At 74.0% G+C, this 22,315-nt stretch carries 15 protein-coding genes and 2 pseudogenes; 11 read left to right on the top strand and 6 right to left on the bottom strand.

All coding sequences use genetic code 11. The features are described 5' to 3' along the window. Window position 1 precedes the first annotated feature (1 nt). Window positions 2-313, bottom strand: a pseudogene (locus ACIRU3_RS24545) (alpha-N-arabinofuranosidase); the annotation flags it as partial. 438 nt (window positions 314-751) lie between these two features. Between ACIRU3_RS24545 and ACIRU3_RS24540 the strand changes: the two are divergent. Together ACIRU3_RS24540 and ACIRU3_RS24535 are read left to right on the top strand one after the other, a co-directional pair. Further along, entirely contained in the window at window positions 752-1,357 is a 606-nt protein-coding gene (locus ACIRU3_RS24540) for a toxin-antitoxin system, toxin component family protein (protein WP_404059887.1), read from the top strand. Beyond that, entirely contained in the window at window positions 1,354-2,601 is a 1,248-nt protein-coding gene (locus ACIRU3_RS24535; RefSeq protein ID WP_404059885.1) for an MAB_1171c family putative transporter, read from the top strand. The genes ACIRU3_RS24540 and ACIRU3_RS24535 overlap by 4 nt, the downstream gene beginning before the upstream one ends. 363 nt (window positions 2,602-2,964) lie before the next feature. Here ACIRU3_RS24535 and ACIRU3_RS24530 read toward each other — a convergent pair whose 3' ends face one another. Together ACIRU3_RS24530 and ACIRU3_RS24525 are read right to left on the bottom strand one after the other, a co-directional pair. Beyond that, entirely contained in the window at window positions 2,965-3,810 is an 846-nt protein-coding gene (locus tag ACIRU3_RS24530) for an SMP-30/gluconolactonase/LRE family protein (protein ID WP_404059882.1), read from the bottom strand. Continuing rightward, a complete protein-coding gene (locus ACIRU3_RS24525) occupies window positions 3,807-4,580 on the bottom strand; it encodes an IclR family transcriptional regulator (protein ID WP_404059879.1) in 774 nt (257 codons plus the stop codon). The genes ACIRU3_RS24530 and ACIRU3_RS24525 overlap by 4 nt, the downstream gene beginning before the upstream one ends. Window positions 4,581-4,678: 98 nt before the next feature. Between ACIRU3_RS24525 and ACIRU3_RS24520 the strand changes: the two genes are divergently transcribed. Then, the gene (locus ACIRU3_RS24520) at window positions 4,679-5,269 is read left to right on the top strand and encodes a hypothetical protein (RefSeq protein ID WP_404059876.1); all 591 of its coding nucleotides are present in this window, start codon (window positions 4,679-4,681) and stop codon (window positions 5,267-5,269) included. A 6-nt stretch (window positions 5,270-5,275) separates the two neighbouring features. Here ACIRU3_RS24520 and ACIRU3_RS24515 read toward each other — a convergent pair. After that, a pseudogene (locus tag ACIRU3_RS24515) lies at window positions 5,276-5,713 on the bottom strand (SDR family NAD(P)-dependent oxidoreductase); the annotation flags it as partial. Window positions 5,714-5,783: 70 nt separating this feature from the next. Next, window positions 5,784-6,659, bottom strand: coding sequence for a RimK family alpha-L-glutamate ligase (locus ACIRU3_RS24510; RefSeq protein ID WP_404059874.1), 876 nt, complete (start codon window positions 6,657-6,659; stop codon window positions 5,784-5,786). A gap of 153 nt (window positions 6,660-6,812) precedes the next feature. On the opposite strand from ACIRU3_RS24510, the gene ACIRU3_RS24505 reads away from it, so the two are divergent. The 4 genes from ACIRU3_RS24505 to ACIRU3_RS24490 are packed head-to-tail and all read left to right on the top strand — an operon-like array spanning window position 6,813 to window position 11,399. Further along, on the top strand, window positions 6,813-7,898 hold the full coding sequence (locus ACIRU3_RS24505) for a MerR family transcriptional regulator (protein ID WP_404059871.1): 1,086 nt from the start codon (window positions 6,813-6,815) through the stop codon (window positions 7,896-7,898). 9 nt (window positions 7,899-7,907) lie between these two features. Beyond that, complete coding sequence (locus tag ACIRU3_RS24500; protein ID WP_404059868.1) at window positions 7,908-8,513, top strand: O-methyltransferase; 606 nt, start codon at window positions 7,908-7,910, stop codon at window positions 8,511-8,513. A gap of 53 nt (window positions 8,514-8,566) precedes the next feature. Further along, window positions 8,567-10,054 (top strand): acyl-CoA synthetase, encoded by a 1,488-nt coding sequence (locus tag ACIRU3_RS24495; protein WP_404059865.1) that lies wholly within the window; start codon window positions 8,567-8,569, stop codon window positions 10,052-10,054. Continuing rightward, entirely contained in the window at window positions 10,047-11,399 is a 1,353-nt protein-coding gene (locus tag ACIRU3_RS24490; protein WP_404059862.1) for a carboxyl transferase domain-containing protein, read from the top strand. The genes ACIRU3_RS24495 and ACIRU3_RS24490 overlap by 8 nt, the downstream gene beginning before the upstream one ends. Window position 11,400: 1 nt before the next feature. Here the strand turns inward: ACIRU3_RS24490 and ACIRU3_RS24485 are convergent, their stop codons facing one another. Continuing rightward, complete coding sequence (locus ACIRU3_RS24485) at window positions 11,401-15,018, bottom strand: S8 family serine peptidase (protein ID WP_404059860.1); 3,618 nt, start codon at window positions 15,016-15,018, stop codon at window positions 11,401-11,403. 226 nt (window positions 15,019-15,244) lie between these two features. Here ACIRU3_RS24485 and ACIRU3_RS24480 point away from each other — a divergent pair, with 226 nt between their 5' ends. The 4 genes from ACIRU3_RS24480 to ACIRU3_RS24465 are packed head-to-tail and all read left to right on the top strand — an operon-like array spanning window position 15,245 to window position 22,231. Beyond that, window positions 15,245-15,619, top strand: coding sequence for a CU044_2847 family protein (locus ACIRU3_RS24480; RefSeq protein WP_404059858.1), 375 nt, complete (start codon window positions 15,245-15,247; stop codon window positions 15,617-15,619). Then, entirely contained in the window at window positions 15,616-17,280 is a 1,665-nt protein-coding gene (locus ACIRU3_RS24475) for a trypsin-like peptidase domain-containing protein (RefSeq protein ID WP_404059855.1), read from the top strand. The genes ACIRU3_RS24480 and ACIRU3_RS24475 overlap by 4 nt, the downstream gene beginning before the upstream one ends. A gap of 24 nt (window positions 17,281-17,304) precedes the next feature. Continuing rightward, the gene (locus ACIRU3_RS24470) at window positions 17,305-18,342 is read left to right on the top strand and encodes an AAA family ATPase (RefSeq protein WP_404059852.1); all 1,038 of its coding nucleotides are present in this window, start codon (window positions 17,305-17,307) and stop codon (window positions 18,340-18,342) included. Beyond that, complete coding sequence (locus ACIRU3_RS24465; RefSeq protein WP_404059850.1) at window positions 18,332-22,231, top strand: SAV_2336 N-terminal domain-related protein; 3,900 nt, start codon at window positions 18,332-18,334, stop codon at window positions 22,229-22,231. Before ACIRU3_RS24470 ends, ACIRU3_RS24465 begins: the two co-directional genes overlap by 11 nt. The last annotated feature ends 84 nt before the right edge of the window (window positions 22,232-22,315 follow it).

Below are 22,315 nucleotides of genomic sequence, written 5' to 3'. Positions count from 1 at the left end.
CTCACCGCTGTGCCGGCCGGATCACGTTCCAGGGCAGCGGCTCCCGTACGGCCGTGAGGGTGCCGTCCGCCAGGGCGGTGCCCTCGACGGGGTGCGGGGTGACCCGCTCGGGGTCGTCCAGGGTGTTGCGGGCGTCGGGGCCGGCGTCCGCGAGGGCGCTGTGCTCGGTGACGGTCCTCAGGCCGAGTCCGCCGAGGGCGACTTCCGGCGTGAGCGGCTCGGTGCGGCTGCGGTTCACGGCGAGGACGGTGACCGTGCGGTCGGCCGCGCGGACGGCGGTGGCGTCCAGCAGGTCCGTCTCGCCGTACTTCCGGACGAGGCCGAGGACGTCGGTGCGCAGACCTGTCCCGTCCGCCGAGGGGTGGTCCGGCTCGAAGACGCCCGTGCGGACGCAGCGGCCGAGGTGTTCCACGAAGGACCGAAAAGGCGGGGGGCCGACCTCGCCGACGGTGAAGGCGGGGTCGAGGGTGAAGCGGGCGGTGGTCCTGCTCATGGGTTCCTCTCGTGTCACGCCGGGGTGGTCCATGCCTTGCCATGTCGTTCGATATACCGAATGATGAACGTAACCCCGAACGTGACCGCAGAATCGAAGCGCCGGCACGCCAATGGGCCGAACGCTGCTTTCGGCCGCCCGTGGTGGTGCGGAGGCGATCGTTCCTCGTTGAACAACGGTCGCCGGATGGCCTGACGCGAGCACATCCAGGCGCGTACGCTCGGACGAGCCGCACGCGGGCGGTGAGAAGGGGGAACGATGACCATCGGGGGAGCCCGACGGCGGGTGGCACAGCCGGCCGCACGGCTGTTTCGCTCCCGCCCACGCTCGGCGTTGCGCTCCCTGGCCGCCGACCTCGCCGCCGCCGTCCGTGCGCGACCGCAGACGCCGCAGGGCGTACGGGAGGTGTGCCGGGCCCTGTGCGAGGAGATGAGCGCACGGCGGGCCGGGCGGCCGGTGGAACTGCGCTTCGAGCGCTTCCCGGACGAGATCGAGGTCACCGGCCTGTGGGTGGAGTTCCAGGACTTCGACCTGGTCATCGTGGAGGAGCGGGCCGAGGCGGTGCAGCAACTGGTCATCCTCGGCCATGAGTTGTGGCATCTGCACGCCGGGCACCGGCACCACCCCCTGGCCGGAGCGGCGGCGGCCCGCGCGCTCGCCGACGAGCCCGGCTGGCGGGAGCGGGCACTCACCGTCGCGGCCCGCAACGGATCCCGCGCGACCGACGAGGCCGAGGCCGACGACTTCGGCCACCGCCTCGCCACCCTGCTCCGGCCCTGCCTCACCGGCCGGGGCACCGGCACCCCGCTCGACCCCGTGCAACGCCTCCTCGGCTACCGCGGACGGGGAGGAGGCGCGCGGTGACCCTGCTGGCGCTCGCCCCCTCCCGGCTCCTCGGCGAGTTCTACATCTCCTTCTGGATCCCCACCGCGGTCCTCACCCTCGCTCTGCTGATCAAGCTGCCCGGCATCATCCGGCTGTGGCGGGACCCGCTGCTGCGCGCGGTGGGCGGGATGCTGCTGCTCGCCAGCGGCGTCTTCGTGTTCTGCGCGCCGTCCACCATCGCCCGGGTCAACCGGCTGACCGGCGTCCCCAACATCGCTGCCCCATGGTGCTATTCACTCATCACCGCGATGTGCGGCTCCTGTCTGCTGCTGATCATCACCTGGCGCAACGGCCCGGCCGACCGCTCACCCGTCACCCGGCGGGCGATCCGCTGGGTGGTGTCGGTGTACTGCGGGGTGATCGTCACCCTGTGGGCGCTGTTCCTGCTCGCCGACGCTTCTGTGGAGCGGCTTCGGGACCTCGACACGTACTACGCCACCACGCCGTTCATGCGCGAGGAGATCCTGCTCTACCTCGTCGCGCACGCCGTGGCCTGCCTGGTCACGTCCCGCCTGATCTGGAACTGGGTGCGCGCCGAGGGCCTGGACGCCTGGCTGCGCTGGGGGCTGAAGCTGCTCGGTGCCGGGTACGTCCTGAACCTGATCTTCGACGCGGGCAAGCTGGTCGCCGTCGGTGCCCGTTGGTCGGGGCACGACCTGGACTGGCTGAGCACCGATCTCGCGCCGCCGGTGGCCGCCCTGTCCGCCATCCTGGTCGCGGCCGGCTTCATCCTGCCGCACGCCGGCCAGTACCTGCACGACCGCTGGCGGGTCCGGTGCGCCCATCGTGAACTGCGCCCTCTGTACCGGCTGATGAGGTCGGCGAGCGGCGACGCGGTGCCGTTCGTGCTGCATGCCAGGCCCGAACTGCGGCTGACCCGGCGCGAGACGTTCATCCGCGACCTGCTGCTGCCGCTGGCCCGGCACATCGACACCGACCTGGGCCGGCGGTCGTACGACGCCGCACTCGGCCTCGGCCACCCCCCGGAGCGGGCGCGGGCGCTGGCGGCCGCGGTGAGCATCCTCGGCGCGATCGAGGCGAAGGGCCGTACCCCGGAGCCACCCGAGGCGGCCGAGGCGGCCGGTCCGGCTGCCGGAGCCGACACCACGAACCTGCTGCAGGAGATCGGGGCCGTCTCCCGAGCCCTGCGCCGTCCCGAGGAGATCGAGACGGTCCGCGCGCGTGCGGCCGTCCCGGCAGCGGGCGTCGGCGTGCATGACTGAACGGAAGCCGGCCGTCGGCCTCCCTCGGCGGCTCCCTCGTCCGGGACACGCTCCTGCGGGGGCCCGGGCCGGGGCGGAGGAACTGCTGCCGGAGGTGACCGGGCGGCTGCGGGCCGCCGAGTCATGCCGAGTGCCGTCGACCACGGACATGGTGGTGCGGGACAGGCCGACGCGGTGGTGCCCGGCCGAGAACTGCTCCGCGACCCGTACCGGCCGCAGCGGGCGGCGAAGGAGCCGGGCGCACCGCACGACGCGCCGCACCCCTGTGGACCGGCCCACGCCTGAGGGGCGCCGAGCGCCTCCGGCCGCCCGATCCGGCGGGCGCCGGCCCCTGCCGCCCACACCGCCCGGCTCCAGCGGCGGTCAGCCCGCGAACGCCGGTTGCGGCAGTCCCTTCCCCGCGTCCGGCACCACCAGTACCGAGCCCGACAGGGGGTGCGGTGCCGAAAGCCCCGCACGCGCCGTGGTGACATACAGGTCGGTCAGGTCCGGGCCGCCGAACGCGCAGGCCGTCGTGCGCGGGGCCGGCAGCGTGAGCACGCGGTCCAGGTCGCCGGACGGGGTGTAGCGGCGTACCGCTCCCCCGTCCCACAGCGCCACCCACACGCACCCCTCCGCGTCGACCGTCAGGCCGTCGGGGAACCCCGCGCCCTCCTCGATCTCGGCCAGCGTGCGGCGGTTGCGGATGCCGTCGCCGTCGTGGTCGAAGACGTCCACGCACCGGGTCGGGGTGTCGGCGTAGTACAGCAGGCGGCCGTCGGGGCTCCAGCCGGTGCCGTTGCTGACGGTCACGTCCGGCAGGATCGTCTCCGCCGCCCCGTCGCCGGTCAGCCGGGACAGCGTGCCGCCGCCCGTCGCCTCGTCGTAGCGCATCGTGCCCGCCCAGAGCGACCCGTCGGGCGCGACGGCCGCGTCGTTCGCACGGCGGCCCGGCACCGGCTCGTGGTGCAGCCAGCCGAAGGAGCCGTCGGGGTCGAGCAGGCCGACGCCGTCCCTGAGGTTCAGCACCAGGCCGCCGCCCGCGCGGGGCTTCGCCGCCCCGACGTGCTGCTCCGTCGTACGGACCGTCCGGCGGCCGGAGGAGGGGTCGTACGTGTGGACACGCCTGCCCAGGATGTCCAGCCAGATGAGGCGGCCCGTCGCCGGGTCCCAGGTCGGGCCCTCGCCGAGCGTCGCCTGCGCGTGCACGGCGACCTCGTACGCCGTCACGCCACGCTCCGGTGTCCGAGCCGCTCCGACAGCTCCGCCGCGCCCTTCGCGGCCAGCTGCTCCAGCTCGGCCCGCCGCTCCTCGCTCCAGCGGATCATGGGGACCGAGATGGACAGCGCGGCGACCACGTGCCCGGCACGGTCGCGCACCGGCGCGGCCACACAGGACACGTCCGGGTTGGACTCGCGGCTCTCCACCGCGATGCCCCGCTGCCGGATCTGAGCCAGGGACTCGCGCAGGGCGGCGGGATCGGTGATGCTGTTGGGCGTCATCGCGGTCAGCTCGGCGCCGTCCGGGATCCGCGCCGCAAGCTCCTGCTCCGGCAGCGAGGCCAGCAGCATCTTGCCGACGGAGGTGCAGTGCGCGGGCAGGCGGCGGCCCGCGGCCGAGACCATGCGCACCGCGTGCGTGGAGTCGACCTTTGCGATGTAGATGACATCGGTGTCCTCGAGGATGGCCACGTGGACCGTCTCGTCGCAGGTCTCCGCCACCGAGCGGGCCACCTGGTGCCCCTCGGCCGCGAGGTCGAGCTGCTCGGCGTAGCGGCTGCCGAGCTGGTACGGGCGTACGCCGAGCCGGTACCGTCCGGGCTGTCCCGGCACGGGCACGATGTACGAGCGCGCGGCGAGCGTGGTGACCAGTTCGTGCACGGTGGTGCGCGGCAGCTGCAGCTTGCGCACGATGTCGGGGGCGGAGAGCGTCCCGTCCCCGTCGAGGAACAGCTCAAGAATGTCGAGAGCCCGGGTCACGGCAGGCACGAGGCGTCCCACGTCCGGCCCCCTCCCTTGGGTCTAGGCGCCTGTGTTCGAGATTTCAACAGACGATCGGCATGACGAACACAGGCTAGTCAGAGACAGTTGCGCGGGCAATGGGCGGGAACGAGCCGGGCACCATGGATGCCATGCGTCTCGACTTCCAGCTGGTGCTGCTGCGCCGCATGGCCGACCACAACCCGGACCTGGTGGAGAACGCCCGGCACACGCTGGGCGTCTCGATCGCGGACATGCGGGAGGCGAACAAGCGCTGGCAGGCGATGGTCCGCTCCCCGAGGTCGCGGTCCGCCGCCGCCCGCTACCGCTCGGTCCTCGGCGAACCGGAGTCCGTCGTCCGGCGCCGCCTCGGTGACGTCGACTGCGAGGCCCGGCGGTGGGCACTGCCCCTCTGGCCCGATCTGCGCTTCGAGGTGCTCGTCTCCCCCGACGGCGCGGTCTGGAACGAGTGGCTGGTGCGCGCCGAGGGCGCCCCGGCCCCGGCCCTGCGCACCCTGGACGACCTCGTACCGTGGTCGTGCACGGTGGACGAGGCCGCCCGCGCCTTCGCCCCCGCCCGCCCGCTGGAAGGCACGGCCCCCACCCGCTGGGGGCTGGCCCTCACCGCCCCCGACCGGGACGGGGTACGGCACGAGGTCGTGGCCGAGTTCACCTGGGGGCTGCTGCAGCGGACCGCGGTCCGGGACTGAGCCGGCTCAGGCGTCGAAGGCGGTGTCCCTGGCCTGCTTCTCCCAGCCGGCGACGTCCACGCGGACCTGGTCGAGATGGGCCAGGACTGCGCTCACCCCGTCGTCGGCGAGCGACAGCCTGAGCGGAGTCCGCTCCGCCTCCAGCGCGGCGAGGATGAGCACCGCCGCCTTGGCCGGGTCACCGGGCTGCGTGCCGTCGCCGCCGGCGACGACCCCGCGGGTCTCGCCCACCTTGGCGTACACCCCGCTGTCCGCGCTGGCCCCGGCCCGGCCGGGTTCCATCAGCGAGGTCCGGAACCCGCCCGGCTCCACGATCAGCACCTTGATGCCGAACTCCCGCACCTCGTCCGCGAGCGCCTCGGACATGCCCTCCAGCGCGAACTTCGTCCCGCTGTACGCCCCGAGGCCCGCGAAGGACATCTGCCCGCCCATGCTGCTGTACTCGCGTGATGCGACGACGCGGCGAGGTGCCGTGCCGGGCGTCGCGGACCCGGGGTGATCCGAACGACACCCCCTAGTCCTGCGCGGCCGCCGCCAGGATCGCCTCCGTGACGCGCGGCAGTGACCCCGGGTGCAGGAACAGGAACAGGTTCGGCTCCACCAGCTCCAGCTCCATCACGCGCGGCTGTCCGTCCTCGCCGTCGACGAGGTCCACGCGCGCGTACAGCAGCCCGGGCGTGCCGGGTGCGACCGCCAACGCCTTCTCGGCCACGGCGAGTTCGGCGTCCGTGGGCTGCCAGGGCTCCAGGCCGGGGTGGGCGATCTTGTCGGCGTCGTAGGGGGTGCCGGGCGAGAGGACGGCGCCCTTGCGGCTGGCATGCAGCAGGCCGCCGCCGAAGAACTGCAGCGCCCGCTCCCCGCTGACGTCTATGCCCCGCACATAGGGCTGCACCATCGCGGTGAAGCCCTGCGCGTGCATCCGCGCCAGCTGCCGTACGGCCGTCTCGTGCTCGGCGGGTGTGTAGCGGGCGGCGAACCGGGCGCCCGCGCCGGAGGTCGGCTTGATCACGTACTCGTGGTCGGCGGGCAGGCCGGCGGGCTCGCCCGGGGCGATGTAGCGCGTGGGGACCGTGGGCACGCCGGCCGCGGCCAGCTCCCCGAGGTAGCGCTTGTCCGTGTTCCAGCGCACCACGGCGGCCGGATTGGCGAGGCGGGTCACCGCGCCGACGCGCTCCACCCACGCCCCGAACTCCTCGGCGCGCCAGCTGTAGTCCCAGGTCGACCGGATGACGACCAGGTCGTAGCCGCCCCAGTCGGTGTCCGGGTCGTCCCAGTGCCGGCTGACGGCCTCGGCCCCCGCCTCCCGCAGGGCCCGCACCAGCACGGGCAGGTCGCTGTCCTTGCTCGGCTCGGCTCCGGGGTCGTAGGTGGCGAGGGCGATACGGGACACGGCGGGCTCCCTGTCGTACGACGGCTCGAACACCGGCGAGGCTAACAACCGGCCACGGAACCGGGACAGCCCATTTGACCTTCACCTTCGGTGAAGCCCCAGCATCGGAGGCGGAAGCGAGGAAGGCGAGGTTCTCATGACCGCGAGGTCTTCATGGAGCTGCTGACGATCGGCGCCTTCGCCAAGGCGAGCCGGCTGTCGCCCAAGGCGCTGCGGCTGTACGACGAGCTGAAGCTGCTGCTGCCCGCACGCGTCGACCCGGACACCGGCTACCGGTACTACGCCGTGGAGCAGCTTCAGCGGGCCCGGCTCGTGGCCTGGCTGCGGCGGCTGGGCATGCCGCTGGCCGAGATCCGCACGGTGTGCGGCCTGGACCCGGCGGGTGCCGCGCGGGAGATCCGGGCCTACTGGGCGCGGGTCGAGGCGGAGACGGCCGTACGACGGGATCTCGCCGCGTTCCTCGTGGACCAGCTGACCGACGAGTCCGGAAGGGACCACACCACCATGCTGGAACTGCGGTATTCCGCCCACTCCGACCGCGGGCACGTCCGCCCGGCCAACCAGGACACCGTGTACGCGGGCCGCAGGCTGCTCGCCGTGGCCGACGGATTCGGCCCGGCGGGGGCACCCGCGAGCAGCGCGGCCGTGGAGGCGCTGAAGTTCCTGGACGAGGGAGAGGAACTGGGCGCCGGCAGCGTGCTGAACCTGCTGGAGGATGCGGTGCGGGGGGCGAGCGAGGCCGTACGGGACCTCGCGGAGGGCGGCGAGGAGAACGGCACCACGCTGACCGCGCTGCTGTGGACGGGGTCGAAGCTGGCGCTCGTGCACATCGGGGACTCACGGGCCTACCTGCTGCGGGACGGCGAGCTGTTCCGGATCACCCACGACCACAGCGTCGTCCAGTCCCTGCTCGACGAGGGGCGGCTGACACCGGAGGAGGCCCTGAGCCATCCGCAGCGGGCTCTGCTGTTGAAGGCCCTGGGCGGGGGCATGGCACCGGCACCGGATCTGCGGCTGCACGAGGCCCGGTCCGGTGACCGGTATCTGTTGTGCTCGGACGGGTTGACCGGGGTGGTACCCGACGGGCGGATCAAGGAACTGCTCGCCGGGGAACCGGGCCCTGAAAGCGCCGTGCGGTCGCTGGTCGACGAGGCCAACGCGGCGGGCGGCCCCGACAACGTGAGCTGTGTGGTGGCCGATGTCGTCATCCACCCCCGACCGCCCGTCCCCATCGCATAGAGATGACGTATGGCGACTTACGGCACCGACGCGTACACCGGTCTGGACGGGCTCCCGCCCCTCGTGCGGGCCGCTCTGACGGCCGCCCGCGCGCACGGCTTCCCCTACTCCTGCCGCCCCGAACAGGGCCGCCTGCTGCACGTGTTGGCGGGCGGCGCCCGGGCACGGATCGGCGAGACCGGCACCGGGCTCGGGGTGGGGCTGGCGTGGCTGGCATCGGGGGCGGGCCCCGGGGTGCGGCTCCACAGTGTGGAGCGGGACCCGGAGCGGGCCCGGTCTGCGGCCGGGGTCTTCGCCGGCCGCCCCGAGGTCACCGTGCTCAGCGGCGACTGGCGGCGGATCGAGGAGTACGGCCCGTTCGACCTGCTCGTGCTCGACGGCGGCGGGCAGGGCAAGGCGCCCGGGGACCCGCCCGCCGACGTCGAACGGCTGCTGGCGCCCGGGGGGACGGTCGTCGTCGACGACTTCACCCCGGCGACCGCCTGGCCGCCGCTGCACGAGGGCGCCCCCGACCTCGCCCGGCTGCACTGGCTGGAGCATCCCGCCCTGCGCGCGACCGAACTGCGCCTTTCGCCCGCTCTGAGCACGGTCGTGGGGACGAGGCTCCTGGTGTAGGAATTGTGCTGTCGTTCCCCGACAGCTTTTCCGACAGCCAAGGAGTACGCCGCGTGTCCTCTCTCTTTCCCGCCCTGGCGGACGGTCCCGGCGAGCGCAGCGAGATGGGGGTCCCCCCGGACGAAGTCTGGGGGAGGGTCGCGCTGCGGTTCGGCGAACGGTCGTTGACGTACGGCGGACTCGCCGGCGCCGCGGGTGCGCTCGCCGAGCGGATCCGCGGGGCCGGCCGGGTGGCCGTGTGGGCGACCCCGGAGCTGGAGACCGCCGTGGCGGTGACGGGTGCGCTGCTCGCCGAGGTGGCGGCGGTGCCGCTGAACCCGAAGTCGGGCGAGAAGGAGCTGGCGCACATCCTGTCCGACAGTGTGCCGTCCCTCGTGCTCGCCGCACCGGGCGCCGCACTGCCGCCCGTCCTCGACGGCCTGGAGCGGCTCGACGTGGACACGTCCGGCACCGGCACGGTCCCCGAGGAGCGGGCCTGCGACACCGACCCGGCGCTGATCGTCTACACCTCCGGCACCACCGGCCCGCCCAAGGGCGCGGTCATCCCGCGCCGGGCCCTGGCCACGACCCTGGACGCGCTCGCCGACGCCTGGCAGTGGACCGGGGACGACGTGCTGGTGCACGGGCTGCCCCTGTTCCATGTGCACGGGCTCGTGCTGGGCATCCTCGGCCCGCTGCGGCGCGGCGGCTCCGTGCGGCACCTGGGGAGGTTCGACACCCAGGGCGTGACCCGGGAGCTGAACGACGGCGCGACCATGCTCTTCGGGGTGCCGACGATGTACCACCGCATCGCCGAGGCCCTGCCGCGCGACCGGGAGCTGGCCAAGGCCCTGGCCGGAGCCCGGCTGCTGGTCTCCGGCTCGGCCGCGCTGCCCGTGCACGACCACGAGCGGATCGCGGCGGCCACCGGCCGACGGGTGATCGAGCGCTACGGCATGACCGAGACCCTGATGAACACCAGCGTGCGGGCGGACGGCGAGGCACGCGCGGGGACCGTCGGCCTGCCGCTGCCGGGGGTCGAGCTGCGGCTGGTGGAGGAGGACGGCACGGAGCTTGCCGGGTACGACGGGGAGACCGTCGGCGAGATCCAGGTCCGCGGCCCGAACCTGTTCACCGAGTACCTCAACCGGCCCGACGCGACCGCCGCCGCCTTCACCGCCGACGGCTGGTTCCGCACCGGCGACATGGCGGTGCGCGAGAGCGACGGCTATGTCCGCATCGTCGGCCGCAAGGCCACCGACCTGATCAAGAGCGGCGGTTACAAGATCGGGGCGGGCGAGATCGAGAACGCGCTGCTGGAGCATCCGGGGGTGCGGGAGGCGGCGGTCACCGGGGAACCGGACGCGGACCTGGGCGAGCGGATCGTGGCGTGGATCGTCCCCGTGGACCCGCAGTCGCCGCCGGCCGCCGAGGAGTTGGCCGATCACGTTGCCGCGCGGCTGGCCCCGCACAAGCGGCCGCGCGTGGTCCGCCACCTGGACGCGCTGCCCCGCAACGACATGGGGAAGATCATGAAGCGGGCGCTGGTGGCCGATGCCTGAGCGGCTGTCGGCACGGGAGATCCTGACGCTGGTCGCGGACGAGGGGACCTTCGGCGAACTCCCCGGCAGGATAAGGACCCCGAAGGCCGACGGCCCCCTCGGCTGGCAGGGATACGACGCCTCGCGCGCGCGTGCCACCGGGCGCACCGGTGAGGAGGAGTCCGTCGTCTGCGGCACCGCGAGCGTCGGGGGCACCCGGGCCGTGCTGATCGCGTTCGAGTTCGGCTTCCTCGGCGGCTCCCTGGGCGAGCGCACCGGCGACCGTCTGGAGGCCGCGTACCGGCACGCCCGGGCGCACCGGCTCCCGGTCGTGCCGCTGGTCGCCACCGGCGGCAGCCGGATGCAGGAGGGCATGCTGGCACTCACCCAACTCCAGCGCGTGGCCCGCGAGTCGGCGCTCACCCGGGAGTCGGGCCTGCCGCAGATCGCGGTCCTGCGGGACCCCACGACCGGCGGCGGCTGGGCCACCCTCGGCGCCGGGGCGGATGTGATCCTGGCGCTCCCGGGCGCGCAGGTGGGCTTCGCAGGTTCCCGGGTCCGGCCCCCGGACGCGGATCCCTCCGCCTACACGGCTCAGGCGCAGGTGGCGGCGGGGTCGGCGGACGCGGTGGTCCGGCCGGAGGAACTGCGGGAGACGCTCGGGTGGTGGCTGCGGCTGCTCACCACACCGGCGCAGGAGGCCCCCGCACCGCACGCCCTGGGCACGCTCGTCCTCCCCGCCACCGGCTGGGAGGCCGTCCGCCGCGCCCGCTCCCCCGAACGACCGCGTGCACAGGCCTACTTGGACGCCTATTTCACCCGCAGGCTCTCCCTCAGCGGGGACCGCTGCGGCGGCCGGGACCCCGACGGCATGCTGTGCGGGTTCGGCGAGCGGGACGGCCGTGCCGTGGCGTACGCGGCACAGACCGGGGCGGCGACCAGGCCCGCGGGCTATCGCACCGCGGCCCGGCTGATCCGGCTCGCCGACCGGCTCGACCTTCCGGTGCTGACGCTGGTGGACACGCCGGGTGCGGCCAATGACGCCGAGGCCGAGCGGCAGGGAGCCGGGGCCGCGATCGCCGAGGTGTTCGGGGCCGTGGCCGCCGCCCGGGTGCCGATCACCACGCTGGTGATCGGCGAGGGCGGCTCCGGCGGGGCGCTGGCGCTGGCCGCGCCCGGCAACACCTGGGCCACGCCGGACAGTTACTTCTCGGTGATCGCCCCGGAACTCGCGGCGGCGATCCTCAAGCGCCCGCCCGAGGAGGTGGAGGCGACCGCGGGGCAGCTGCGCATCCGGCCGCAGGACCTGGTGGAGCTGGGGGTGGTCCGGGGCATCGTCGGCGCCCCGGACCAGCCCCGGCCCTGAGTCACTTCACGGCCACCGCCCGGATGATCTCCTGGGTCACCGAGCCGCCCTTGTCGTCGTGGGCCGATGCCCGCAGGGAGACATGGGCGGCAGCGCGGGGCACGGTCAGCGTGCCGTGCCAGGAGGCGCCCCGGCCGGCGGTCAGGTGGACCGTCCGCCAGGTCGTGCCGTCGTCGTACGAGACCTCCAGCTTCGCGCCGCCGAGGGTTCCGGTGCCGGCCGCGTCCGCGACGTACTCGGCGCCGAGCCCGACCGGTATCCGCTGTCCGCCGCGGATCCGGCCGGCGAGGTCGGTGTCGACGTCGAAGGCGAGGTTGATCAGCGGCAGATAGGTCCAGCGGTCCTCCGGGGTGGCCGCCGACCGGAAGGTCCACTCGGTGTGGCCCTCGGTGGCGGGCTGCCAGTGACCGGCGTCCAGCGCGGTGTCGGTGACCACCTTGTAGGTGTGCTCGTCGGCGGGTGCGTCCCAGACGTAGACGCCGGAGCTGGTGCGCCGGTCGACCAGCGTGCCGTCCAGGTAGACGGCGGTGGTCTGGCTCGTCCCGCTGCCGTCGCTCCACACATCGCCGAAGCCGGTGTGGTCGGGCCCGGAGTCGCCCCAGCCGGGGGTGTTCAACTGGATCTGGTTCCCCGCGCGTTGCTGGCCCCAGCCCAGCCCGGTGCCCAGCCACGGGTGCCACACGGGACGGAACCAGTTCAGTTCCGGCCGGGTTCCGCCGTCGTAGCGCACCAGTCCGCTGCGTTCCTCCAGGGCGCCGTCGCGGACGGTGACGGACTCGTGCCACAGCTGGCCGGGGCCGGTGGACACGTAGTCGGTGCGCTCCAGGGGCAGGTCCACGCGCTGCTGGAAGCCGAGACCGATCGGGAAGGTGTCGGTGATCGAGTACCGGAACTCGCCGCCGCTCACCGGTTCGGCCGCGTGGAACCTGACGTGCACGGCGGCGAGCTGACGTCCGGAGGGAGCGTAGGTGAGGTCCCGGTCCGGGATCGCGCCCCGGTGCCCCTCCGACAGGTCGTACACGTAGGGCGAGTTGCGGGTGCCGGTCATGTCGGCCTTCTTGGCCGACCGCAGCCGGGCCGCGTCCGCCTTGCTCACCGTGGCGATCTGCAGCGGCCGGTCGGCGTTGTCGTCCGTGCCCCACCAGGCCATCAGCCGGCCGGGCGCGTCGTCCGTGACGAACAGGGCCTTGGCGCCCGCGTCCTGGGCGGCCTGGGCCAGCGCGCCCGGGTCGGCGTCGTCGGCGAGGTGCGCGAGCACCGCCTTGCCCGCGACCCCGGTGAACGGCCCGTCGCCCACGTCGACCAGCGGCAGCTTCGTCCGCCCCTCGATCGGCGTGCCGCCCGCCTGTACGGTCGCCTCGCCGACCCCCTTGACCTCCAGCAGCGGCTTGGCGAGCCGCCACACGGTCCGGTACTCGAAGCCGCCCCGGGTGACCTTCTCGGTGGGCGCGGCGAAGATGCTGTCGTAGGTCAGCGGCACCTGGACCGCGCCGAACAGGTCGGCGCCGTTCGCCTTCCGGTCGTACTCCATGAGCAGCTGACGGGTCTCGGTGCGCCGGTCGACGTCCGCCTTGATCTGGCGCAACGACCGTCCGTCGAGGGTGACTTCACGATCCCGGTCGAGGGTGATCTGGGGGGCGGCGAGGAAGCCGAGGCCGAGCGAGTCGGTGCCGTGGCTGCCGCGCACGTCGAGGAAGGAGGACAGGCTGTACGTGCCCGGCGTCAGGCGGAGCTTCAGGGTGCCGGAGTCGCCGACGTGCGCGGGCTGGGCGTCCTCGCCCGCGGCGAGCCGCTGCACGACGAGGTCGGCGGCGGTGGGCGCGCCGTCGCGGTCCTTGACGCGGACGGTGAGCGTGTACCGCTCCTCCTCCTTGACCAGCCCGAACGCGGTGTGCGCGACCGGCGTGCCGGCCGGCCCGGAGGCCACGATCTGCCCGCTGCTCTCCCCGACCGGCGCCTTCGCCCCGTCACCGGTGACGGTGGTGGACGCGGTGCCGTGCGCGGGGACGGTGAGGGCGGAGTCGGCGAGGGTGGCGACACCTTCCGGGCCGCCCTGCACGGAGAGCTTCAGCTGCATGTCCTCGTCGGACGCGTTGCGATAGGTGAGGGTGCGGGTGACCGGCTGGTCGTCCTCGTACGGCCAGCTGTAGAAGCCGAGGTCGGCGCTGCCGGTGGCGGTGATGTCGGCCTGCACGGCGTCGGGGACGCTCACCCGTCCCGCGCCCAGCAGGTACGCGGAGGCGTCGAGTTGCCTCGATGTGGACATCAGCGCGTCCTTCAACTGCGCGCCGGTCCAGTCGGGGTGGGCCTGGGCGAGCAGGGCGGCCGCTCCGGCGACGTGTGGGGTCGCCATGGACGTACCGCTCATGGAGGTGTAGTAGCCGCTGCCGGAGACGAGCTGGGAGCGGGCCGCGAGGATGTCGACGCCGGGCGCCGAGATGTCCGGCTTCAGGGCGTTGTCGCCGTACCGGGGCCCGGCGCTGGTGAAGTATGCGGCCTGGTCGGCGGAGTCGACCGCGCCGACGGTGAGGGCCGCGTCGGCGGCGCCGGGCGAGCCGATGGAGGAGCGGGAGCCGGTGTTGCCGGCGGCGACGACGAAGAGGGCGCCGGTCTCCTCGGAGAGGGTGTCGACGGCCCGGGCCATGGGATCGGTGCCGTCGCTTGCCTCGGTGGAGCCGAGGCTCATGGAGATCACCCGGGCGTGCACGTCCCGTGCCGCCCACTCCATGCCCGCGATGATCTGGGACTCGCTGCCCGAGCCCTGGTCGCTGAGCACCTTGCCGACCGCGAGGGCGGCGTCGGGCGCGACGCCCTTCTCCTTGCCGTCGGAGGCGGTGCCGCTGCCGCCGACGGTGGAGGTGACGTGCGTGCCGTGGCCGTTGCGGTCGGCGACCTCCTGCCCCTCGATGAAGCTCTTGGTGGCCGTGACCCGGTCCGTCAGGTCGGGGTGGCTCAGATCGACGCCGGTGTCGAGGACGGCGACCGTGACGCCCTTGCCGGTGAGCCCCGCGTCCCAGGCGGCCTGCGTGCCGATCTGCGCGTTGCTTTCGGCCATGTCGGCCTTGACCCGCCCGTCGAGCCAGACCTTGCCGACACTCCGGTGCTGTGTGAAGGACCGCCAGAAGGTACGCCCCCGTTCCGCCTCGACGGCGGCCCCGCCGAGGCTCGGCAGCGCCCGGGTCCGCTCGGCACCGGCCGGGGTGACCGCACGGCTGCCCTTCCCGTAGGTCACGATCAGGGGCAGCGCGTCCGCCTTGGCGTCAGTGAGCCCCTGCCGGATCAGCCCGCTCACGTCGAACAGCCGCCGGTCCAGGGTGCCGGCCCGCAGATAGGGCAGCGCCTCGTCCGGTACGACGGTGATGTCGCCGTGGCTCACCTGTGTCCGCACCGCGCCGGCGGCGCCCCGTGGCCGCTGCACGGTGACCGTCTTCCGCCCCCGCGCGAGGTCGGTGACGGTCACCTCGTCGCCGGTGACGAGGGTGACGGTGGTGGCGGCGCCCGGGGTGCGCCGGTCCGCTGTGACGGCCTGCCGCGCGGTCGCCGGGCCGCCCGGCAACAGGGCGATCACCAGCCCCGCCGACAACAGGGCCGCCCCGCGGCTGACTGGTCCTCTGGTCATCCACGCCTCTTCTCGTCCGGGTACGACGGTGCGCCGAGCACGTCGCGTGCTGGGACGAGTGTCATGTGCCGGGTGTTGCAAGGGTGTTGGCCGGTGGTGGCGGGAAGGCGTCCTGGCGGTTTCCCGCCAGCGGTGGCACGCGGCAGAGGTCGAACCGGGGACAGCCCCGCTCCCCGTCCGTAACAATGGAGTTGGTCGTGGATCAAGAACCCGGGGGGAAGGCGCCGTGAACAAGCTGATGGAGTTCACCACGCAGGACGGCGCCGTCGTCATGGTGGAGGCCGTGGACGGCACGGCCGGGACCCGGCTCGTCTCCCGGGGCGAGGGCGGCCCGGCGGCGCAGGCCGCCCGCACCTTCGAGGGCGCCCTGGACGGAGTGCGCGCGGCGGCCCACTCCGCGCTGCATGTCTTCCGGGACGGCAGCCTGCGGCCCGACTCCGTGGAGCTGGAGTTCGGGGTGAAGCTGAGCGCGGAGGCCGGGGCGGTCATCGCCAAGGGGGCGGCGGAGGGGCAGTTGGTCGTCAAGCTGAGCTGGTCGTCGAAGGACACGAGACCGGCTGCCGGGGACGACGCGGCTCCGGAGCCGACCTCCCCGTCATGAGCGGCGACGCCTGGCACGCCCGGATCGAGTCCGGGGGTGCGGTCGCGGGGGCGGGTTTTCTGGTGGCTCCTCGTACCGTGCTGACCTGTGCTCATGTGGTGCGGGACAGCGAGCCGGGGTTGCTGACCGTGTCGTTCCCCAACCGCCCGGACCTCGGCGTGCTGCCGGCGGTCGTGTCGGTGCGCGGCGGCTGGGCGGGCGGCGTCACCGACCCGGGTGACCTCGCCGTACTCGAACTGGCCGGGGAAGTGCCGCTGAGCGCGGCCCGGTTCGCGCCGCCTGGCGGTGAACTCGGCCTCGCCTCCGAGGTGTTGGTCGCCTACGGATTCCCGGAAGGGTACGACGAGGGGCAGCTGGCCGAGTACCGGGCCGTGTCCGCCACCCGGATCGCCGACGAATGGGTGCAGCTGGAGGCCGTCACGGCGCACGGGCAGCCGCTGACGCACGGCTTCAGCGGGGCCGCGGCCACCCTCCCGGACGGCCGGGTGGTCGGCATGGTCGCGCAGGTGGCCGGCGAGCACGGCGTACGGGTCGCCCGGATGCTGCCCACCGAGGTGCTGGCCCGCCACTGGCCCGGACTCGGTGAGCTGGTGCCGGCCCACGGCGACGCCCCCGACGCGGCGCGACGGCTGTACGGGCTGGTGCGGCGGGCCGCGGGAGCCGGTCTCGACTGCGACCCGAACCGGCTGTACCGGGACGCCGTGGGCCCCTTCGGCCCGCCGCTGCCCCCGGAGGGCTTCGACTCACTGCGGGCGGCGGCCGCGTACGTGCACTGGGAGGTCGCGGACCCGGACGCGCTGACACGGTTAGCCGACCGGCTGGAGGAGCTGCTGTCCGCGCCGCCTGTCTCCGCTGCCGTCTCCTGGTCCCCCATCCTGGTCGAGCTCGACCGTAGCGGCGCCGGCGCCGACCAGGTCACGGTCGAGGTGTCCGCGTACCGCGACGGACTGCGCCGGCCCGTGGGCGCGCTCCGGCTGCCCCGCGCCCGCGTGCGGGCCTACGTCCAGGAGCGCGTGGACGAGGCGTTCACCCATCTCGCCCCCGGAGCCGACGAGTTGATCACCTTCGTCCTGCCGCGTGAGTGGCTGAACGAGCCGGTGGCCGGGTGGGAGTGCGGCCCCGACGATTCCACCCCCCTGGGCTGCGCCCACCCCCTGGTCGTCGCGGACCGGTCCCGCCACCGCAGTGCCCGGCTGCGTCACCAGCTGAGCAAGAAATGGCAGAAGTCGGGGAGCGGACTCACGCCCCCGGCCCTGCACAGCGTGGACTGCGGCAGCCGGGAGCGCCCGGCCCATCTGCGCAAGCGGCTCCGGGACAAGGAGGCCGAGCTGGCGGTCTACGCCACCCCGCCCGACGCCGCGCCGGACCACTTCGAGGCGGGCCTGAACACCCCGGTCCCGGTCCTCCTCTGGCCGCGCACGGGCTGCCCCGGCACCGACCATGGCACGCCCTGCGCAGGTACCGCCTTCCTCGACGGACTCCTCCCGTACATCCGTGGCGCCTCGCCCGCCGAACTGCCCCGTCTCGTCCAGGCGTTGCGGGAGGAGGTGGAGGCCTGCGACGACCCGGACCGGCACTGGGCCCGGGACGTCCAGCTCCTGTGGGACGACCCGCGCTGCTTCCCCGATCCCCCGGCCAGCCTGCACACCCCCGTCGCCTGAACAGCACCGACAAAGAGGGAACCCATGCCCCTGTGGCCCGTCTACACCGGCACGAAGGAGCCGCACGACGGCATCACCGCGCTGCCCGCTCCCCCGCCCTGGCGGGCCTTCGACGGCGGCCCCGTGCTGGACACGCCCGCCGATGACGCCGACACCGCGGCCACCTCCCCCGACCGCGCCCACCGCGCCGAGACGTACCGGGCCACCCCGCAGACGGTCCACCTGGTCAACGCGGCCCTCTACCTGCGCCGCCCCCTCCTCGTCACCGGCCCGCCCGGCACCGGCAAGTCCTCCCTGGCCTACGCGGTGGCCCGCGAGCTGAGGCTCGGCCCGGTGCTGCGCTGGAACATCACCAGCCGCAGCACCCTGCACGACGGCCTCTACCGGTACGACCCCCTCGCCCGCCTGTACGCGGCCCGCCAGGCGGCGGCTGCCGGGACCCCCGGCACCACCGCGCCCGAATCCGGCATCGAGGACCATCTGCGCCTCGGCCCTCTCGGCACCGCGCTCCTCCCCTACGCCCGTCCCCGCGCCCTGCTCATCGACGAGATCGACAAGAGCGACCTGGACCTGCCCAACGACCTGCTGAACGTCCTGGAGGAGGGCCAGTACGAGATCCCCGAGCTGGTCCGGTCGTCCGGGTCCGGCGACCAGGGCCCACAGGCCGAGGTCATGGTGGACGGCACCCACGAACGCGTCCCCGTCGAACACGGCCGGGTCCGCTGCCGGGCCTTCCCCTTCGTCGTCCTCACCAGCAACGGCGAGCGCGAGTTCCCGCCCGCCTTCCTGCGCCGCTGCGTCACCCTGCGGCTGCGCCAGCCCGACGACTCCCACCTCGCCGACATCGTCCGCGCCCATTTCGGCGGCGAACCCGACGGCTACGCGCAGGAGCTGATCGACCGGTTCCTGTCCCGAGTGGGCGGCGGCGACCTGGCCACCGACCAGTTGCTCAACGCGATCTACCTGGCCCGCTCCTCCGACCTGTCGGCGGACTCCCTGAACGACCTGGCGGAACAGCTCATGCCGTACCTCGGCGACACCCAGCGCCCCGATGCCTTCTGACCTCCCCCACGCTCGGCTCCGCTCGCGCGAGGGGACCCCCACCGGCTCCCCGGACCCGCTCGCCCGCCTGGCCGACGTACTGGCCGAGGCGTCCGGCGGCGTGCGCCCCACCCCGCTGGAGCTGGCCGAAGTACTGTGGCTGGCACGGCAGATGGACCCCGGCGACGAGCAGCGACGCACCCCGGCCGCGCGGTCCGCGGCGCCCGCACCTCAGGCGCCGCCGGAGCAGCTCGGGCCCCGGCAGGGGGAACCCCCGGCCGCCCCGCCGACACCTGATCCCACCCCGGCACCACCCCGAAAGGCACCCCGCACCCCGCTGCACCTGCCGTCCCCCGCCCCCTCCGCCCCCGGCGCGCACGCCTCCCTCCTGGCACCCGCACCCCCGATGCTCCGCCACCCGCTGGGGCTGCAGCGCGCCCTCCGCCCCCTCAAACGCCGTACCGACGCCCCCTCCGGTCACCACCTGGACGAGCGTGCGACGGCCGACCGCATCGCCCGCCTCGGCGCGGACCCCGAGTTCTGGCTGCCGGTCCTGCGTCCGGCCCGGGAGCGCTGGCTGCGGCTGAACCTGGTGTACGACACCGGGCCGACGATGCCCGTCTGGCGCCCCTTGATCCGCGCACTGCACACGGCGCTCGCCCAGGCGGGCGTCTTCCGCACGGTCGACCTGTACCGCGCCGCCCCCGACGGCACCGTGCGCGGTCCCGACGCGCAGGCCCCCGCCGACGGCCGCACCATCACCCTCCTGATCAGCGACTGCATGGGCCCGCAGTGGCGCGAGGGCCACGCCGGCACCCTCTGGTACGACACCCTGCTCCGCTGGGCGCGCCGGATGCCCCTGGCCGTCGTACAGCCCCTCCCGGAACACCTGTGGCGGGACACGGCCCTGCCGACGACGCCCGGCCGTCTGTCGGCCCCGCACCCTGTGGCCGCCACGGCGACGCTCACCTTCACCCCGTACGGACAGCAGGAGCAGCATCACCCCGGGTCCTACGACGCCACAGCGCCGTACGAACCGACGTGTCGCCCCGGCACCGACGGGACCGTCCCTCTCCCCGTGCTGGAGTGCGAGCCGCAGTGGCTGGCGCATTGGGCCGCGCTGCTCGCGGCACCCGGCGGGACCGAATTCCCCGCCGCGGTCGCCGGGTTGGGCCGCCCCCTGCCGGCCCGGGCCGACCATCGTATGGATGTCGGCCTGCTGTCCGCCGAGGAGCTGGTCCTGCGGTTTCGCGCCAGCGCCTCCCCCGAAGCGTTCCGGCTGGCCGGTCATCTCGCGGTGGGCCGCCCCGACCTGCCCGTCATGCGCCTGCTGCAGGCCGCCCTCGAACCGGATCCGCGCCCCCAGCACCTGGCCGAGGTCATCCTCAGCGGCATGCTCGCCACCGTACCGGGCGGCCCGCCCGGCTCCTACGCCTTCCGGGACGGCGTACGGGACCTTCTCCTGCTCAGCCTGCCGCGCACCGCCCGCCATCGCACCACCGAACTCCTGGACCGCATCGGCGAACTGATCGACAGACGAGCCGGGCGGGCGCCCGGCGAGTTCCGGGCCTCGACAGCGGCGCCGTCCGGCACCGGCACCCACGTGGACGGCGAGGCCTTCGCGACGGTCAGCCAGGACAGCCTGCGGCGGCTGTCCGATTCCGCCGGGCAGGCCGGCCGGCTGCCTCCGCTTCGGGAGCGCACCCTCGGCTTCTCCCTCCTGGGCCCCCTCCGCGTCACCCGGGACGGTGTGCCCCTCGTCATCGACCAGCCCGCCGAGCAAGCCCTGCTGTGCACGCTGTTGCTCCGCCAGGGCGAGCCCGCCACGCACGAGGAGCTGGCCACCGGGCTCTGGGGTTCCCTCGGTCGTCACGGCTCACGTGATCTCCTGGACACGTATCTCGACCGCCTGCGCCACCTTCTCGGGCCGGACACCGTGACCGTCGAGGGCGGATACGCCCTGCGTCTCGACCGCCTGTCCGACTCCGACGACGTCGATGTCTTCCGCGTCCGCCGCCTGGCCGCCGAGGCCGAGCGGTCCCGGACCGCCGGAGACCTGGCACGCAGCGGCGAACTGGCCCAGGAAGCCCTTGAGCTGTGGCGTGGCGAGGCGCTCGCCGGCATTCCGGGGCCGGCCGCCCGGGGGGCCCGGGACGACCTCGACACCCTTCGTGCCACGCTCCGTTCGCTCCGCTCCGGGCTCGACCGAGCCTCGCCGCAGCAGCGGCTCCGCCCCACGATCGCCTTCCTGACCCCGGGCCTGACCGGCCACCCGGAAGCACGCATCACCCTGGAGTACGCGGTCCACGAGCTCCTCTCCCGAGGCTCACTCGCCCCCCACCAGTACGAGACGAAGGTCCTCCCCAACGGCTACCACGTCCACACCGAACCCGACGCCTATCTGCTGCCGGTGCTGGTAGCGATCCTCCGCGGGCTCCGCGAGACCCTCGCAGGGCTGGCGAACCGGCCGCGCCTCCAGGTGCTGCTCTGGGAGCACCCCTCTGTACCGGCGGACCTGCCGGAGCCGCCCGGGCGCCCGGCCGCCGACGTCACGGTCGTCGTCTCCCCGACCCTCTACGGGGAGTTCACGGAAAGCTCCGCCGCCCAGAGGCCCCAGATTTTCGAGCCGCTGTACCGGGGCAGCGACCCGGACCTCGCGCCCATCGCCTGGTCCTGCGCGCTGGCGCCGTCGGAGCAGGCGCGCGCGGAACGCGAGCTGGTGCAGGGCCCCTTCATCACGCGCGACCTGCATGAGCTGGGCATCCCCACCCCGGGCCGCACGGCCGTCGTCCACACGGGGCCCGACGGCCCGCTCGCGCTGCTCAACCCGGTCCAGCCGTACGGGACGCGCCCGCCTCGTCCGCAGACGTACTACTCGGTCGACCTCACCCCGCACCAAGCCCTCCACACGGTGTCCCTGCCCAGCTCCGGCAAGGGCGCGTTCACCGCGGCGGTGGAGCTGTCCTGGCACGTCGACGATCCGGTCGCCTTCGTCCGTGGCGGGACCACCGGCGTCTCCGGGCTGCTGCTGGAGCATCTGCGCGACGCGGCGGTCCGCATCACCCGCCGTCATCCGCTGCGCCGCGCGGGTGCTGCCCAGCGGGCGGTGAACGAAGGTGTGCGTACCTGGCCGGTGCCGGGGCTGTCCGTGTCGTATGCCGTGCGCCTGGCCCCGGAAGGGGCGCCCGCGCCGCTGCCGGCGCAGTCGGCTCCGTCGCACGGTCGGCTGTCGGCCGTGCTCGCCGGCGCCGAAACCGTGCTGATCGGCTTCGACGGTCCCCTCGCTCGGCTGTTCTCGGCGCAGACGGCACGCGAGGCCGCTCTCGACCTGCTCTCCGTCGTCGCCGAGCACCGCGATCCGCAGGACGCGCTCGGGGGTCGGCCACCGGCCCCCACGGGCGCCGCCGGACGGGAGGCGTTCGTGCATCCGCTGGACCTGCTGCGCGCCTTCGCCCACGACCCGCTCGGCCCCCTGCTGCGGGCACGCCTGGACGACCTCGAACTGGGTGCCGTGCCCGACGCGCCCACGACGCACCGTTCCGTCGCGTTCGTCCGCGCCCTGCATGGTTCCGGCCGTCGCGTCAGCGTGGTGACGGACGTGTCCGCCCAGGCCACACGCCGCTACCTGGAGCCCTATCGCCTGCCCCTCATGGGCACCCACGGCCGCCGCGACGACCTCGGCCTGCTGATGCCCCACCCCGACTGCCTGCTGCGCGCCCTGGACACGCCGCCCGCCGCAGCCGTCCTGATCAGCTCCTCGATCGCCGAACTCACCGCCGCCCAGCAGCTCGGCCTCCCCTTCGTCGGCTACGCCCCCACCGCAACCGGGCGCCGACGCCTGCGCGAGGAAGGCAGCACGGTCACCGTATCCTCCCTCGAACCTCTCCTGGATGCCGCGCGCTCCCTCTGAAACCCCCCATTCAGCCGCGCCCCGCCCGGCCCCCTCCCGCAGGCGCGCCATCGGAATCCCCCGGAGGATGCGAAAGAAGCCGCC

It is taken from the genome of Streptomyces sp. NPDC101151, assembly GCF_044768335.1.
In the GTDB taxonomy this organism is placed as follows: Bacteria; Actinomycetota; Actinomycetes; order Streptomycetales; family Streptomycetaceae; genus Streptomyces.
This window is presented reverse-complemented; position numbering and strand designations above follow the sequence as displayed.